The organism is Enterobacter sp. BIDMC 27, from assembly GCF_000534415.1.
GTDB lineage: Bacteria > Pseudomonadota > Gammaproteobacteria > Enterobacterales > Enterobacteriaceae > Enterobacter > Enterobacter hormaechei_C.
In genome coordinates this window covers 3,124,019-3,139,457 of sequence record NZ_KI973178.1, presented here as the reverse complement: position 1 = coordinate 3,139,457, position 15,439 = coordinate 3,124,019, and the positions used below count along the sequence as shown (strand labels likewise).

At 52.4% G+C, this 15,439-nt stretch carries 15 protein-coding genes; 8 read left to right on the top strand and 7 right to left on the bottom strand.

The annotated features are described in order from the left end of the window. Positions 1-31: 31 nt before the first annotated feature. Positions 32-1,375: a 2-oxoadipate dioxygenase/decarboxylase HglS gene (locus L463_RS07890; protein WP_017384005.1), complete on the bottom strand. Its 1,344-nt coding sequence runs from the start codon at positions 1,373-1,375 to the stop codon at positions 32-34. Between the two features lie 227 nt (positions 1,376-1,602). Between L463_RS07890 and L463_RS07895 the strand changes: the two genes are divergently transcribed. Next, positions 1,603-2,526, top strand: a complete 924-nt coding sequence (locus L463_RS07895) for a LysR substrate-binding domain-containing protein (protein WP_032104103.1) — start codon at positions 1,603-1,605, stop codon at positions 2,524-2,526. Positions 2,527-2,567: 41 nt separating this feature from the next. On the opposite strand, the gene L463_RS07900 is transcribed toward L463_RS07895, so the two are convergent. The 3 genes from L463_RS07900 to L463_RS07910 form a co-directional block, all read right to left on the bottom strand. After that, positions 2,568-4,259 (bottom strand): methyl-accepting chemotaxis protein, encoded by a 1,692-nt coding sequence (locus tag L463_RS07900; RefSeq protein ID WP_032104104.1) that lies wholly within the window; start codon positions 4,257-4,259, stop codon positions 2,568-2,570. A gap of 159 nt (positions 4,260-4,418) precedes the next feature. Continuing rightward, entirely contained in the window at positions 4,419-5,537 is a 1,119-nt protein-coding gene (locus L463_RS07905; RefSeq protein ID WP_017693450.1) for an S-(hydroxymethyl)glutathione dehydrogenase/class III alcohol dehydrogenase, read from the bottom strand. Positions 5,538-5,569: 32 nt separating this feature from the next. Further along, positions 5,570-5,845, bottom strand: a complete 276-nt coding sequence (locus L463_RS07910) for a metal/formaldehyde-sensitive transcriptional repressor (protein ID WP_032104106.1) — start codon at positions 5,843-5,845, stop codon at positions 5,570-5,572. 606 nt (positions 5,846-6,451) lie between these two features. Between L463_RS07910 and L463_RS07915 the strand changes: the two genes are divergently transcribed. From L463_RS07915 to L463_RS07940, 6 genes are all read left to right on the top strand, one after another. After that, on the top strand, positions 6,452-6,763 hold the full coding sequence (locus L463_RS07915; protein WP_032673214.1) for a hypothetical protein: 312 nt from the start codon (positions 6,452-6,454) through the stop codon (positions 6,761-6,763). A gap of 339 nt (positions 6,764-7,102) precedes the next feature. Continuing rightward, entirely contained in the window at positions 7,103-7,726 is a 624-nt protein-coding gene (locus L463_RS07920) for a hypothetical protein (protein ID WP_032104107.1), read from the top strand. A 143-nt stretch (positions 7,727-7,869) separates the two neighbouring features. Beyond that, on the top strand, positions 7,870-8,142 hold the full coding sequence (locus L463_RS07925) for an ElaB/YgaM/YqjD family protein (protein WP_003857263.1): 273 nt from the start codon (positions 7,870-7,872) through the stop codon (positions 8,140-8,142). A 187-nt stretch (positions 8,143-8,329) separates the two neighbouring features. Next, positions 8,330-8,569 (top strand): regulatory protein YcgZ, encoded by a 240-nt coding sequence (gene ycgZ / locus L463_RS07930; RefSeq protein WP_003857265.1) that lies wholly within the window; start codon positions 8,330-8,332, stop codon positions 8,567-8,569. Between the two features lie 119 nt (positions 8,570-8,688). Continuing rightward, entirely contained in the window at positions 8,689-8,988 is a 300-nt protein-coding gene (locus tag L463_RS07935) for a hypothetical protein (RefSeq protein ID WP_017693452.1), read from the top strand. 23 nt (positions 8,989-9,011) lie between these two features. Beyond that, positions 9,012-9,290: a biofilm development regulator YmgB/AriR family protein gene (locus tag L463_RS07940; protein WP_017384011.1), complete on the top strand. Its 279-nt coding sequence runs from the start codon at positions 9,012-9,014 to the stop codon at positions 9,288-9,290. Positions 9,291-9,374: 84 nt separating this feature from the next. On the opposite strand, the gene L463_RS07945 is transcribed toward L463_RS07940, so the two are convergent. Beyond that, entirely contained in the window at positions 9,375-10,832 is a 1,458-nt protein-coding gene (locus tag L463_RS07945) for an EAL domain-containing protein (protein ID WP_023296586.1), read from the bottom strand. A gap of 285 nt (positions 10,833-11,117) precedes the next feature. Between L463_RS07945 and L463_RS07950 the strand changes: the two genes are divergently transcribed. Continuing rightward, positions 11,118-12,002, top strand: coding sequence for a hypothetical protein (locus tag L463_RS07950; RefSeq protein WP_032104113.1), 885 nt, complete (start codon positions 11,118-11,120; stop codon positions 12,000-12,002). Between the two features lie 33 nt (positions 12,003-12,035). On the opposite strand, the gene L463_RS07955 is transcribed toward L463_RS07950, so the two are convergent. Both L463_RS07955 and L463_RS07960 read right to left on the bottom strand, forming a co-directional pair. Next, the gene (locus L463_RS07955) at positions 12,036-13,211 is read right to left on the bottom strand and encodes an HlyD family type I secretion periplasmic adaptor subunit (RefSeq protein WP_032104109.1); all 1,176 of its coding nucleotides are present in this window, start codon (positions 13,209-13,211) and stop codon (positions 12,036-12,038) included. Next, entirely contained in the window at positions 13,208-15,373 is a 2,166-nt protein-coding gene (locus L463_RS07960; RefSeq protein WP_032104110.1) for a type I secretion system permease/ATPase, read from the bottom strand. The genes L463_RS07955 and L463_RS07960 overlap by 4 nt, the downstream gene beginning before the upstream one ends. Positions 15,374-15,439 lie beyond the last annotated feature (66 nt).

Genomic DNA, 15,439 nt, shown 5'->3' with positions numbered 1-15,439 from the left:
TTTTCCATCACACCCTTGCAGAGTAACGGTTTCAGAGCAAACCGCAACGCTGTTTGCTGCGCGCTTCCGCCTCCTCGTAAAGCGAAAACTCGTCGTACACCGCACAGCCGAGCGCGGCTTCGAAGGCATTGCGGCTGGCATTGCCGTGGCTGCGCGCCTGCGTTTCATTGCCAAGATTCGACTGGAAGATCCCCGCCGCACTGACGGGCAGAAAATCCTCGTAGGTGATGGGCTGTGCCACAACCCAGCCGCGTTCGATCAGCGGCTGCGGATCGTCGCCGGGACGAAATGCGTGGCGATGCGCCTCACCTGTCGGGGTCAGACGGTAGCGGAAATAAGCCAGCCGCTGACGGCGCAGGAACATTTCGCTGTCCGGGAAGGCGCTGAAGATCTCGCGCAGGTGAAGCTGGTGGGTCAGGTTGTCTTTGCCGGTCCCGGCCTGATTTAACAGACTGTCGTACAGCTCGCGCCCTTTCGGCGTAAGGGCCACACCGCGCTGCTCAATCTCACCGAAACGCGCGGTATGGGTGCCCTTGTGTTCTCCCGCGAAAAGCACCGGCTCCTCCAGCGCCTTAAAGCTGGTCTGGCGCAGGAGGATCGGCACCTCGCGGCGCGGCGGGCCTTCAATCAGAATTTTCGGCTCAATGCCGTACTTCGGCATTAGCTCCTGCACCCGGTCGATATCCAGCGTGCGCGGCGTGAGATGGTTTATATGACACCCCGGGAAACAGACCACGTCGGCAATCAGGCGATGTTCGTTGCTCAGCGCCAGATAGGTTTCCTGATCGACCGTCGCATGGCGATGCCAGCGGAAGGTTTCCAGGGCTTCCTGCACAAATTCGCGCGCCTGTGCCTCAGTAAAGTGTCCCTGCGCATCATGCAGGTCGATCAGTTCCAGGCAGCGCGGCGTAAAGATGTTGCGCCGGGAGAGGATCTCCGCCGCCCTTTCGCGCAGCGCAACGTTTTCAATCAGCTCAAGGCGCAGCAGCGAGGTAAAAATGCGAAACGGATTACGGCAGAGCGCCGCATCGTCTGTCGGACGAAACGCCGTCGAGTGGACGGGCACGCCCGCCTGGGAGAGATCGTAATAGCTGACCGGGTACATGCCCATAATGGCGAAGATCCGGCGCAGGGTGGAAAGCTCCTGCGCGGTGCCAACGCGGATCGCACCGTGACGTTCAACATTCAGGCGCGCCAGTTCGTCTGCGTTTGCCAGTTGTTCATGTAAAAGTGGGTTATTTTCCAGAACCGCCAGGTTAACGTCCGCCACCAGTTCCAGCAAGGTGCCGTACTGCGGAACTTCCTGCTGGTACATCGCCGACATAGCCTGCGAAAAGTGTTCCCGAATATCATCAGCCGTGATGGTGTTCGCCATGATGTCATGCCTCCAGTGAATACTACCTGGAGTGTAGAGAAGCCCGTTCCTTTCGTTGGGAAGAATTTACGAATTGTGATCCAGGCAGACCAGTGGTCAAAGCGTGGGCATTTTCGAAAAACGGTTGTAACTCAAATAGATCAAATGTTAAAAATATTTTGCTATCAGGTTATCAAATTCAAACATCTTAACTTGTCACCCGCGTCGCTCTGTTTTTAACATCGCCTATGGAAAAAAATGGTCTGTTCAGTCAGCGCATACGCTTGCGCCATTTGCATACTTTTGTGGCCGTCGCTCAACAGGGAACGCTGGGGCGAGCGGCTGAAACCCTTAACCTCAGTCAGCCTGCACTATCCAAAACGCTGAACGAACTGGAACAGCTTACCGGAACCCGCCTGTTCGATCGCGGCCGTCTGGGCGCTCAGCTTACTCTCGTGGGTGAACAGTTCCTGACGCATGCCGTTAAAGTTCTCGATGCCCTCAATACCGCCGGTCAGGCGCTCAACCGTAAAGAGGTGTCGGCCTGCGACATCGTGCGCGTGGGCGCGCTGCCAACGGCGGCGCTGGGTATACTGCCTGCGGCGATCGGCCAGTTCCATCGTCAGCAAAAGCACGCCACGCTTCAGGTCGCGACCATGAATAATACCATGCTGCTGGCGGGCCTGAAGTCAGGCGAGCTGGATCTGGGCATTGGGCGGATGTCCGATCCGGAACTGATGAGCGGCCTGAATTACGAGCTGCTGTTCCTGGAATCGCTGAAGCTGGTCGTGCGTCCGAATCATCCCCTGTTGCAGGACACCGTGACCCTGAGCCGCGTGATGGAGTGGCCGGTGGTGGTCTCACCAAAAGGAACCGTTCCGCGTCAGAATGCGGAAGCGTTGCTGCAAATGCAGGGCTGCACGCTGCCTTCCGGGTGTATTGAAACGCTTTCGGCGTCGCTGTCGCGCCAGCTTACGGTGGATTACGACTACGTGTGGTTTGTGCCGTCCGGCGCGGTGAAGGACGATCTGCGACGCGGCGTGCTTACGGCGCTGCCGGTAACATCGCCCGGCGCGGGAGAACCGATTGGGATCCTGACGCGGGTAGATGCCCCGCTCTCTGAAGGCGCCCAAACGCTGTTAAGCGCCATTCGTAAATCAATGCCTCTCTGACCCTAAACGCAGAACCCGCCGCGAGGGCGGGTCTGTCTTACTCAGAACGTTTCCCAGTTATCACCGGAGACGGCCGCCGCCGGGGTTAAAGGCGCGGGTTTCGCTGCGGTTGCAGCGGCTGAAGTCCGTTCTGCGCGCGCCCCGTTGAGACGAAACGCGCCAACGGCCTCCGTCAGACGTGCGCCCTGCTCTTCCAGCGAGGCCGCCGCCGCAGAAGCTTCTTCCACCAGCGAGGCATTCTGCTGCGTCACCTTGTCCATCTCGGAAATCGCCTGGCTCACCTGAACAATGCCGCGGCTCTGCTCATCGGACGCCGCTGCAATCTCCAGCATAATATCGGTGACGCGTTTAACCGCCTCGACGATCTCATTCATGGTATTGCCCGCCGCAACCACTTCCCCGGAACCCTGATCGATAAGCGACACAGATTCATTAATCAGGCTTTCAATCTCTTTCGCCGCATTCGCGCTGCGGCTTGCCAGGGTGCGGACTTCACTCGCCACGACCGCAAAGCCGCGTCCCTGTTCACCCGCACGCGCCGCCTCGACCGCCGCGTTGAGCGCCAGAATATTGGTCTGGAACGCGATACTGTTAATCACGGCGGTAATTTCAGAGATCTTCTTCGAGCTGGTGGAAATATTACCCATGGTTTTCACCACGCCGGAGACCATCTGCCCCCCGCGGCTGGCCTTACCGGAGGCATCTTCTGCCAGTTTACTCGCATGATGCGCGTTATCGGCGTTCTGTTTCACCGTCGCGGTGAGCTGCTCCATGCTGGCCGCCGTCTGTTCAATCGCCGCCGCCTGCTGCTCGGTACGGGAAGAGAGATCGGTGTTACCCGCGGAGATCTCGCTGGTTCCACGGTAGATCTCCTCCGCCCCTTGCCGCACGGTGCCCACGGTTGTCACCAGCGCGTGCTGCATCGTTTGCAGATCGCGCGTCAGGCGGCCAATTTCGCTGCGTCCGGTCGGTTCGTCCGGCATGGTCAAATCGCCTTTTGCGATATTTTCGATACGCGTAGCGGCTCGCTGGAGCGGGTTTATCACCGTACGGCGCAGCACCACAAAGGTGATCACCGCCAGCGCCAGCGCAAGGCCAAACGCGCCGAACATAAACATCAGCCCCAGCCGGGTGCGGGTGTGAGCCTGTGCCGTCAGCGCGTTGGCGCGTTCGGTGCGGATTTTTATCGCCTTCAGCAGCACCGCGTTATAGGCATCGTCCAGCGGACGCGCGGTCTCATTTTCGTGGTTAATAATGGCTTCAAACATGCCATTTTTGGCATATTTCAGCATCGGCTGCATACCGGCGATGTAGGCGTCATAGCGGGCTTTCAGATCGCCATCCAGCGCTTCATCAGCCGGGGTACGAACGGTGCGCTTCATATAGGCGGCAAATCCATCCTGCGACTGCCTGATGCGGATCTCAGCCTCAGCGATGTTTTGTTTCATCGCCTCCATCTCCGCGATACGGCTCGCCGCCCCCGCGTGGATCATGTTGATACGGGCGGTGCGTAAATGGTTGGAACTGTTTGACAGACCGGTGCGCACCTGGATTTCTGCCGTGACATCCTGCTGATCGTTATCGGCCTGGAGCAGGAAATAGCCTGCCAGACCTGAGCTCAATGCAAACAGGAGAATAATGCCACCGAGAATGGAGGAAAACAGCGGAACCAGCCGGATGTGATGCAAGAAACTCAGCTTAGGCTGCGCCTGCATCGATGTTGTGTTGTCCATGACCGTCGACTCTCTTATAGGTAAGATGCGTAATAACACGCCTGTAAAAGAGTCATCGGCACGCCAGGGAATTAAATTACGTCTAAAAGCGCCGGACAGGTCACACTTTAGAGAAGATCAGGGAAGAAATGCCAGCGGAAAAAACCGCTGGCAGAATAATCAGTTGTCGCCGAAATGGATAACGGTGCGAATGGATTTTCCTTCGTGCATCAGATCGAAGGCTTCGTTGATCTGCTCCAGCGGCAGGCGGTGCGTAATGAACGGATCAAGCTGAATTTTACCGACCATCGCATCTTCAACCATGCCCGGCAGCTGAGTACGGCCTTTCACGCCGCCAAATGCTGACCCGCGCCATACGCGCCCTGTCACCAGCTGGAAGGGACGGGTTTTGATCTCCTGACCCGCGCCGGCCACACCGATAATGATGCTCTCGCCCCAGCCTTTGTGGCAGCACTCCAGCGCTGAGCGCATTACGTTGACGTTGCCGATACATTCGAAGCTAAAGTCCACGCCGCCATCGGTCAGCTCAACGATCACGTCCTGAACCGGTTTGTCGTAGTCTTTCGGGTTGATAAAGTCGGTCGCCCCCATCTCACCTGCGAGCTTAAATTTCTCCGGGTTGGTATCCACAGCAATGATACGCCCAGCTTTCGCCTGTACCGCGCCCTGGATAACCGCCAGACCGATCCCGCCCAGGCCGAACACCGCCACGGTGTCCCCTTCTTTCACTTTCGCCGTATTATGCACCGCGCCGATACCGGTGGTGACACCGCAGCCGAGCAGACAGACTTTATCCAGCGGGGCCTGCGGATTCACTTTCGCCAGTGAGATCTCGGCGCACACCGTGTATTCGCTGAAGGTGCTGGTACCCATGTAGTGATAAATGGGCTCGCCGTTATAGGAGAAACGGGTGGTGCCGTCCGGCATAAGTCCTTTGCCCTGCGTGGCGCGCACGGCCTGGCAGAGGTTAGTTTTGCCGGATTTGCAGAACTTACACTCGCCGCACTCTGCGGTGTAGAGCGGGATCACATGGTCGCCGGGCTTCAGGCTGGTGACGCCTTCACCCACTTCCACCACCACACCGCCCCCTTCGTGGCCGAGCACCGCCGGGAATACGCCTTCCGGATCGTCACCGGACAGGGTAAACGCATCGGTATGGCAAACGCCGGTGTGGGTAATTTTGATCAGCACTTCGCCTTTCTTCGGCGGAGCAACATCAATTTCAACGATTTTCAGCGGCTGGCCTGGGCCGAACGCGACAGCTGCGCGAGATTTCATGATGTCTTTCCCTTGTTGTGAGGTGTGTGGGTTTATTTTAGATAAGAGCGCAGTAAATGGCCGACTTCCGCCATCCGCACTGCCCGCTGATCCGGGGTGGTCTCCCCCGTCACCAGCTCATCTTTGAGGTGAATTTCGACCATTTCCCCCATCAGACCATTGGCAGCGCCGCGCACGGCGGCAATTTGCTGCAAAATGGCGAGACAGGGATCGCCCGATTCCAGGGCGCGTTCAAGGGCATCAACCTGGCCCCGAATGCGGCGGACGCGGGTCATAATACGTTTTTTATCTTCGGGTGAATGCGGCATACGCCCTCCTGATACTATAGGGGGGTATTGTATCTGTTAATACGATTTTATGTAAACATGAAGTTTAGTGTGGGTTTTAAGTAGAGCCGTAGATAATGTGAAAAATCCGCGTCTGGAGTTAATATTGGTGACTCGCTGATATACCAGAAGTGGGCAATCAGGTGCGTCATGAGCGAAAAGTAGATTGGATAAATCCATGGCAGACATGCACTGTCCCTTTAAAATTAACGTGTTGGTTGTTCTTGTTATTAAGTGTAATGCAAGTGTGGTACAGATGAAGTCATACAACGTCATTCTCCCTTAAAAATCCTACTTTTAAAGACTTGTGCAAGCACACTACCCCCCACTAAAGAATGTAGGTGTCATAAGAATACGAAAAAGAATAGACTAATACATGTTGGATATATTTATCTTTGATAACATTTAGCCTGTAGTAAAAAAAATAAGTCGGATACAGCATGTTCGGACAGAAAACATTGCTGAAACTGGTTCGGATCCGGTTTATCTAATAGAATTTCTATACACTTTGATAAATATTACTATCACAATTGGGTTTTACATATTGAATTCGGATCACAACGCTTCATCATTAAGGAATGACTAAGTATGAAAAGAATTGTTCTCGCCTCTTTGGTTTTAGCTTTTTCGTTATCTGCTAACGCAAATCAATTAAGCATTGATGACCAAATTAATAATGCTTGCGCTAAGGCCTTAAGCGGTGACAAAGAACCTTTGGGTGACTTCCCGCCAGATAGTTATGCTGCAACAGTCAGTCCGAAAGTTAAAGATGCTTACAACGAAGTTTTAAAATCTCGGTCCTCTATTGTAAACGATCAGAGTTTACAGAATGCAACCAGTTGCGCCAACCTTGTTAGAGGTAAACTGAAATCAAAAGGTGAGTACACAGAAGAAAAATAATTGCCAGGGTAGAGAAACAGCATTTTTTGTGGAACTGAACGCTTTCTCTATCAGAGTTCGTTCTTAAAAAAACATCGACAAGATAGTTCCGCAGCTGTGTTTTCCACCTCTCACTGGTCCCTCAATACCCTAACATCCCGTTGCCTGAAGGCACCCTCCGTAATGACAGCGCCCGCCTAAACAGCACAGACGAGGCTGACGATATTTACGCTTTCGTCTCGTCGTGACCAACCCTATTTAGCTCAAAATGTTAAAAATTCGCACTTATATGGCACAATGTGAACAGAAATAACATTCGCGTCACCTAACATATTCGCTACAAACAAAATGGTGGTGTTAATGATTGTACTAAAGAGCTTTTTATTCTTCGTTGGCGCAGCGGCCGCTTGCGCACTTATTGTACTGTGTCTTTGGGTTGATATGCGGTTTGTCGGCCATGATATTCCGGAATTATCACTGACCGAAATTATGCAGGAAACGGTATTAGCGACTATTGTCTTTCTCCATTTTCGTCTGGCGAAAATGGACGAATCCATGCGTTACTGTAATATTCTGGTGGGCGGATTTTTCCTGACAATGCTAATTCGTGAACTGGACGCGCTTTTTGATCTCATTTCTCATGGGAGTTGGGTGTGGTTCGCGCTGATTACCGCTCTGCTGGCGTTAATTCGCCCCGTTATGCATTTTCGCGCTACCCTGGAACAGCTGGCAAAATATACCCAATCCCCCTGGTACGGCATTCTGTTGAGCGGCCTGCTGGCTGTACTGGTCTTCTCCCGCCTCTTTGGAATGCAGGTGCTGTGGCACGACATCCTGGAGCATGGCTATATGCGTGTCGTGAAAAACGCCGTGGAGGAAGGTTCGGAATCATTCGGCTATATGCTGTGCCTGGCCGCATCCCTTGGCTATTACGTTACCTTTCGCACTCACGCACGGCAGAAACAGTCTCTTCGCGCTGCGTAGAGAACGACATTTTTTGGACTTTATGGTGGTCATGTAAGAAAGACATGTCCTAAAAAGGGGCAATCTGCCGTCGATTTCAGCGAATTCTCGCTCACTCCTGCAATCAGCGTCTATCCTTAGACTACCAACAAAAGGAGGCTGGAATGTCTGATTTCGACACTGATAAAAATGCACAGTACGCTGGCGATAAAGCCAAAAACAAACTTGATGAATTATCCGGCTCTGCGCAGCAGCAGTTTGGTGAATTCGTTGATTCCCCTAAACACCAGGTGAAAGGTGCAGCGAAAAAATATGCTGCCCAGGCCAGTGATGCCGTCTCGGATGTCACTGAAGCCGTCAGAAACAATCCCTTAACGGGCTTAATCGCTGCGGGTGCGGTAGGTATCGTTCTGGGACTTCTGCTGGGACGTAAATAATTTCAGGCCCTTCGGGGCCTTTCCTTTTCCCCTCTTTCCTGCTCTTTCCCCCCCTATTGTTGATAGTTTTCCTGACAAAAACACGATCCATGTGAAAAGTTGTACAATTTTAATGTACAGATTTGACCATATAGTATAAATTCGATGCCAGTGATGTTACAAAATTGTTTGTTAACGGTGGAAAATTATGCGTCGCAACCATGCTCCCTCTACAGCAGAAAGCGCTATCACCTTGTATTTTAACAAGGATAACGTCCCGACACAGCAGGAAACCCTTGGTGCCATCGTCAGTGAGATCATCAAAGAAAATGTACAACTGAGCAGAATGACAATCTGTACAAAGCTGTTGCGCAGAATTGAAGAGTCAACGTCTGACGTTGAGAAAGCGCACTATAACGGTCTGATAGCCCTCTTCTTCGAGCGTTAACCTGAACACTGTTTTTTTAACTTACTAAGTTAGTCATGCTGAGTGAGAATAGAGCTCCTGAATGCGATGACTAACCCCATGCTACAGCCTGCTGCGTGTAGCAGAGTGAGATTGAAGCTATGCATAGAACTAAATTTGAACGACTTAAGGATGACCTTATCGGTGAGGCCGTATTATCCATACTGAAAGAGAACGGACCTATTACCTTTGTGTCTCTTGCTAATCGCCTGCGGGCGATGGCTAACGTTGAATCAAATGATGAACGTAAAAATGCATTGATTGCCGCTGAAGATGAAGTGCGCCAGCGTGTAACCGGCGTCTCGCACGACCGGGGAAGAGTGATGGGCGATTATGAAATTGGGCGCATGCGCTCTCTCTTTACTCACAACACGCTTCTGACCCCAGACAAGAAACACTAATTTTAACCGAAACGGTGACCACCATGAGTAAAGCGATTATGCAGCAGACGTATAATTTTGAAGCCCTGCACGATAAAGAACTGGCGGAACATTTTCTTAATGCTGGAAAGCATCTCAGTGGTGAGGTTGAAGTGTTGGGCTCGGCAATACGCTGTATTATGCTGACCGGTGACAATCTCTCAAATAAAGAGATTATCCTGCAACTGATTCACGCCCTCGAAATTACCGAGGAGCCCGAAGCCTGCGATGTCATTCGAAACACGCTTGAAATTGTTGTCGGTTTTACGCGCGATGATATCTGATAACAGATTATTGCCCTGGTGAGTGACTGTTTTTGCTGGTGGTCGAAGAGTTAAGTCTGTCGTACCACCAGTATAGTGAAGCCATTAACTAAATAGCCGTACCATTCGATCCAGCTCATCTTCTTTAACCGCCCGGGAAAGATAATATCCCTGGAAGCGCTTAACCCCTAATGCGACAAGTTTTTCAAATTTTTCTTCGCTATCGACGCCTTCCGCAACGCATTCCCTTCCCGTCATGTCGCTGTATATCTGTATCGCTTTAATAATGCTATTGTCATTGTCGTTAGCAACAAAGTGCTCGACTATATCGCGGTCAAGCTTCAGTCCATCAACATTAATCTGTCGGATGGGTAACATAGCGTAATGTCTGGAAAAGCAATCATCCAGAAACAGCCGGCATCCCTCGGCGCGTAAACGCTGGAGAGTGACAGGAATATTTGGATCCTTCGTTACATCAATGGTTTCAGCTAATTCGAAGACAAGTTTCCCGGCCCACTGCGGTTTCAGTAACATTTCAACGGCTTTTTTCGCCATTCCCGGCAGCGCGTTCCCGGCAGCCAGTTGAGGAGGAATATTAACCGAAAAATAATATTTTCCATTGTATCTGTTGATACCTGATACGGCCGCGTGAATGACTAACGCCGTCAGCTTGAGCCAAATTTCGCCATTTTTTATCCCATCCAGAAATTGGCCTGGTTTCAGGACCTGACCGTTTTTATGCCAGCGCAGCAGAATTTCAAAGCCTACTCCTTTTTTATCGCCATCGGTAATAATTTGATAAGCCGCAAAGATTTCCCGCTTATGTAACGCCTGCAATATATTTATTTCTGCTTCCGAAAACCCCTGCGCTTTGTTCTTTACTGCATAGACCTCATCCCTTAAGACACGTGCATCGCTAAACCACACTCTGATAAGATATAATTTACTCAACCCCACTTTCCGATGGGTATAAATGGTTTTATCTGACAACCCTAACCTCGCTGACTGCTCTTTTATCGAAATACCCCGATAAAAATTCAGCAATACGGTTAACTCACGTTTTGTTAAACCATGCAGGCTTTCCTTACCTTCCTTCTCAGGTCCTTCACGCAATAAACGTGACGAATCGGCATGCACATCAGAAATACTCTCTACACAATTCATTACCTCTGAAATATTCGCCACCCTGATCCTCGACAACGATTTGGTATTATTAACGAGACTTTTCAGCGTGGCATAAAGCCATCTCTCTGGTATTGCACCATACAGGGTCACGCTACAAATAACCGGCAGTGCATTCAGAACCGAGACCAACCGTTTCAGGCTTTCAAGAAAGGCAGTCACGTCGCGACCAAGAAAAACAGAAATATCAGGCTGTTGATTTTGCATCATTTTTTGCACATCACCTGAGCAAACTTCATCATCTTCAAAATGGAGCCGCGTGACGTTTACGCCACGAGACTTGAGAAGCAGGCTATACCCCTCGAAGGTGAAACCGCAGGCTGAAATAACGAATCGTTGCTTGTAGCAAGTACCTTGCATAAAAGGTAAGTTTTGAGACATAACCTGCTCCTGAGAATGCAAACATCATTCCCAAATGTGATTAAAGCCAATATTCTTTGTCGCATTGAATAATTTTACCGCACCCCATTTGGTTAATAAACCGTTATCAATGTTATGCACGGGAACATCTTTGCGTTAATCAACCCACTCATCCATATGCAGCATAAATATTACTTTCTTTTCATATAACGACAGTAAATATGCACTTCACAAGGTATAATGAAAATTCCGAAAAAGAAGACCGGACACTTCATCTTATCGGCCCAGACAAAAAGAGAAAATGCTATGGATAATCACATTTCATCCAGGGCTTTGCTACATCGAAGGGATGTTATTAAAAACAACCCGCGATTTGGTGAAGCTATAACAGAGCACTACAGAATCAATGATGCCATTTATAAAAAACAACCCTTGTTTTACAAAACGATGCTTCAGGAATCACGCTTCAACATAATACTGTCAATGTGTTGTTTTGTTTTTGGCAATCAGGCTGAGTCAGTTTCAGAGATAAAGGCACTGTGTACCCGTTATAATATCGCCAGTCCTAACAGTGTTATCGCCATCATCACCATACTTAAGACCACCGGGCGAATTAAGACCTGGCGCTGTACCGAAGATCGCCGAAAAACAAAAATCGCACCAACGGAAAAAGGACTGGATGAGCTGAAACGCTATATGTCCGGGGCGTTTACGCCTGTTAGCATTCTTTTTCCGACATTTAATATAAATGCTAACCTTCTGGACAATGATATTCTGAGGCACAACTTTTTCCGGCGCGCCGCAGAGTACCTTTTCCGCGGATTAACATTCAGGAAAGTGCTTCCGGAGGTGGGTTTATTTATTGATAAGGATGGTGGCCGAATGATTATGCTCTATCTCTATTTGCAGGCCATTAAAAACAAAACAGCACACGGTGCCATAATAGCGTATTCAGCCAGCACACTGGCAAAAGAATTTTTCGTCTCGCGTATCCACGTCAACCGCATTATCAAATCGGCGCAGGAGGCAGGTTATCTTAAAGATCGCGGCGATGGCCGGATGTCAATTTACCCGGCCTTTATCGAGCTGGTCGAAAATTATGCCGGATTATATTTTGCGTATGTCACACATTACATTAACGTGGTACCAAAAGAACGACGCCATGCTGTCAACATGACGCCTACACTCTGATCTGACGGGCGTTCGGTTTGCTGAACGCCTTTTTTATCGCTCGCGCAGCGCCTCTTTTGCCTTATTCAATGGTTTCAGCAGATAATCAATGACGGATTTACTGCCGGTTTTGATATCAACCGTGGCTATCATGCCCGGGAACACCGGGAATTCCTTGCCCTGCCTGTTGGTCAGATGGTTACTGTCAGTACGAATATAAACGCGATAATAATAAACATCCCGTTTCACCTCGTCCTGAAGGGTATCCGGGGAAATCATCGTCACCTCCCCTTCCAGCCCGCCGTAGATCGAGTAGTCATAAGCGGTGATTTTCACCAGCGCTTTTTGCCCGGGATGGATAAACGCGACATCGCGCGGCGAGATTTTCGCTTCTATCACCATCTGGTCATCAAGCGGTACCAGGCTCATCAGTTTGCCGTTCGGCGGGATCACTCCGCCCACCGTCGTCACGTCAATGTCCTTCACGATGCCACGCACCGGCGCATTAAACGTTAAGCGGGTGAGTGAATCTTCGCGTCCTTTCATGACCGAACGCTGCGCTTCCATTTCCGCGTTCGCTTTTGCCAGTTCTTCGCGGGCGCGAACGTAGTACTGGTTTTTCATTTCGGTGATTTTGCTCTCCAGCTCATTTTTTTGACGTTCAAGGCGTAAGACTTCGACCTTACTGGCCGCCCCCTGCGTCACCAGCGGGCGCGTTAATGCCAGTTCACGCTGCACGAGATCCGCTCCCTGGCGTAAACCCGCCAGCCCTTTTTCAAGGCTTTCGCGACGTGACTGATAAAGCGCCGTTTCCTGTTTTACCAACTCAACGTCGTCATCCAGCTCTGCCGGGAATGTCAGCCCGGTGTCGTTTACCTCAGCATTCAGACGCGCGGCCGTCGCCATCGCAGCGTTTAATCGAGACTCGCTCTCCAGCACGCTGGACTCGGTTTTCGTCCGGTCCAGTTGGGCAAGCTGTTGACCACGCTCGACGATATCGCCCTCGCGCACCATCAGACTGTGAATAATCCCTCCTTCCAGGGACTGGATCACCTGCTCGTGGGAGGACGGGATCACCTTGCCGCTACCCGTCGTGACCTCATCCAGCTGGAACAGGCTGGCCCAGGTTATAAAGACCACCAGCAGGGCAAACAGCGACCATGCCACCAGCGACGAACGCGGCAGGCGGGGCTCCTTCAGCCGGCTGTTAAAGCGGGAGAAATCATTCATGCCACGCCCTCCGTTTTCAGTTTAACCGTGCGCTGCGGCGCCTGCTGCGGGGCCATTCCGTGCTGGCGTAAAATGGCATCACGAGGGCCATCCATCACCACTTTGCCGTTTTCCAGGACGATGATGCGGTCAACCAGGTCCAGAATCGGCAGACGATGCGTCGCCACCACCAGCGTCCGGCGCTTACCGAGCCACTGGTGCAGATGCTGGATAAACTGCTTCTCGCTGACCTCATCCAGCCAGGCGGTGGGTTCATCCAGCAGCAGAATATTCGGCGAGGTGATCAGCGCGCGCGCCAGCAGCAGCGCCTGACGTTGCCCGCCGGAAAGCCCCGTTCCGCCCTCATTGATGATGGTGTTCAGCCCCATTTTCTGCTTGCGCACAAACTCCAGCGCGCCGCTGTTGACCAGCGCCTGATGGATTTCCTCGTCTGTCGCCAGCGGATTACCCATCAGGATGTTGTCGCGTACGGAGCCGAAGAACAGCCGCGCCTGCTGGCTGAGCAACTGCATATCGCGGCGCACGTCGGCCGGGTCAAGATGATTGAGAGCAATATCGTCCAGCAAAATGCTGCCCTGCTGCGGCTCCTGCATTCCCGCCAGCAGATGCAGCAAGGTGCTTTTCCCCGAACCATTCCGCCCGAGCACCGCCACGCGCTCCCCGGCGCGAATGCGCAGTTTGCTGATATTCAGCACGGTAAGCTTCTCTTCTTCATCGTAATAAAACCCAACGTCGTCCAGCCGATAATCACCGCGCAGATGGGCTTTATGCACTTTTTTGCCGTGCTGGGGATCGTCAATCGGGCGCTGCATCAGGTCATCCAGTCCCTTGCGGGCCACCTTTGCCGACTGCCAGCGGGAGAGCACGCCGGAAATCTGCGACAGGGGCGCGATGGTGCGGGACGCCAGAATCGAGGTCCCCACCAGCGCACCGGTGGTCATGTCGCCGCTGATAACCAGATAACACCCCACCAGCAGCACCACGGCGTAGACGATAGACTGCACCTCCTGGGTCCAGGTCAGCAGCAGCCCCGTCAGCCAGCGCTGCTTCATGCCGACGCTCGCGGCAACGTCATTGGTGTTATTCCACTGGTTCTGGAACCTCTGCTCGGCGCGCATTAGCTTGATGTCCTCAAGCCCCTGCACCGCTTCCACCAGCGTGGCGTTACGAATCGCCGATTCACGCATCCCTTCGCTGGAGAGTTTTCCCAACGGGCGCTGCACCAGCAGGCCGGGAATGAGCAGCAGCGGTACGGCCAGCAGCACCACCAGCACCAGCGGGCCGCCAATCATCCACAGAATGAAGACGAACAGCAGGAAGAACGGCAGATCGGAGATAGCGGCAATGGTGGTGGAAGTGATCAGCTCCCGCACCGACTCCAGCTCGCGGATCTGGGCGATAAACGACCCGGTCGATTTCGACCGTGCGCCGTTTTTAATCCTCAGGGCGTGGGCAAACACGCGCTCGGAAATACGCAGGTCGGCGCGTTTCCCTACCACGTCCGAAATATGCACCCGCAGCATGCGCATGATGAATTCAAACACGATGGCGATCATCACACCGCCAAACAGCACCCACAGCGTGGCCTCCGACTGGGACGGCACCACCCTGTCATACACCTGCATGGAAAAGACCATGCCGGAGAGCGCCAGCACGTTGGCGACCAGCGCCACCAGCATTATGTCGCTGTAACGACGCCAGTCTTTCAGCGCCAGCTGCCAGAACCAGTTTTTCTCATAGGGTTTGATGTAATCATCCACGCGCGCATCCGGCGTGGACTCCAGGGGACGCAGCACCATCAGCCCCTTTAACCGCGAACCGAGTTCGTCGCGCGTCAGCGTCGTCTCCAGGCTCCCGTCGCCGCTAAACTGCACGCTGACGTTTCCTTCGTTGTCCATACGGTTGATGACCGCAATTTGCCCGCCGGTGAACTCCGCCAGCAGCGGTAAACGCCACGGATCGAGCGCTACGGCTCCCGCCGCCACCCAACGCATCCCCAGCCCAAGCTGGCGCGCCATCTCCTCCAGCACCAGCTGGCGTGGAGACTGGCTTTCATGGTTAATCGTGACCCGAACATGCTCCGCCGAAAAATCCAGCCGATAATATTTCGCGATGATGAGCATGCCCTGCAACCAGGGTTCGTACTGTGGATGTGTCTTCATAATGCTACGTCCTGTTCAGGGCGATGATTTCGCTCTGAAATGATACCTTTCCGGGATGATTAGAAA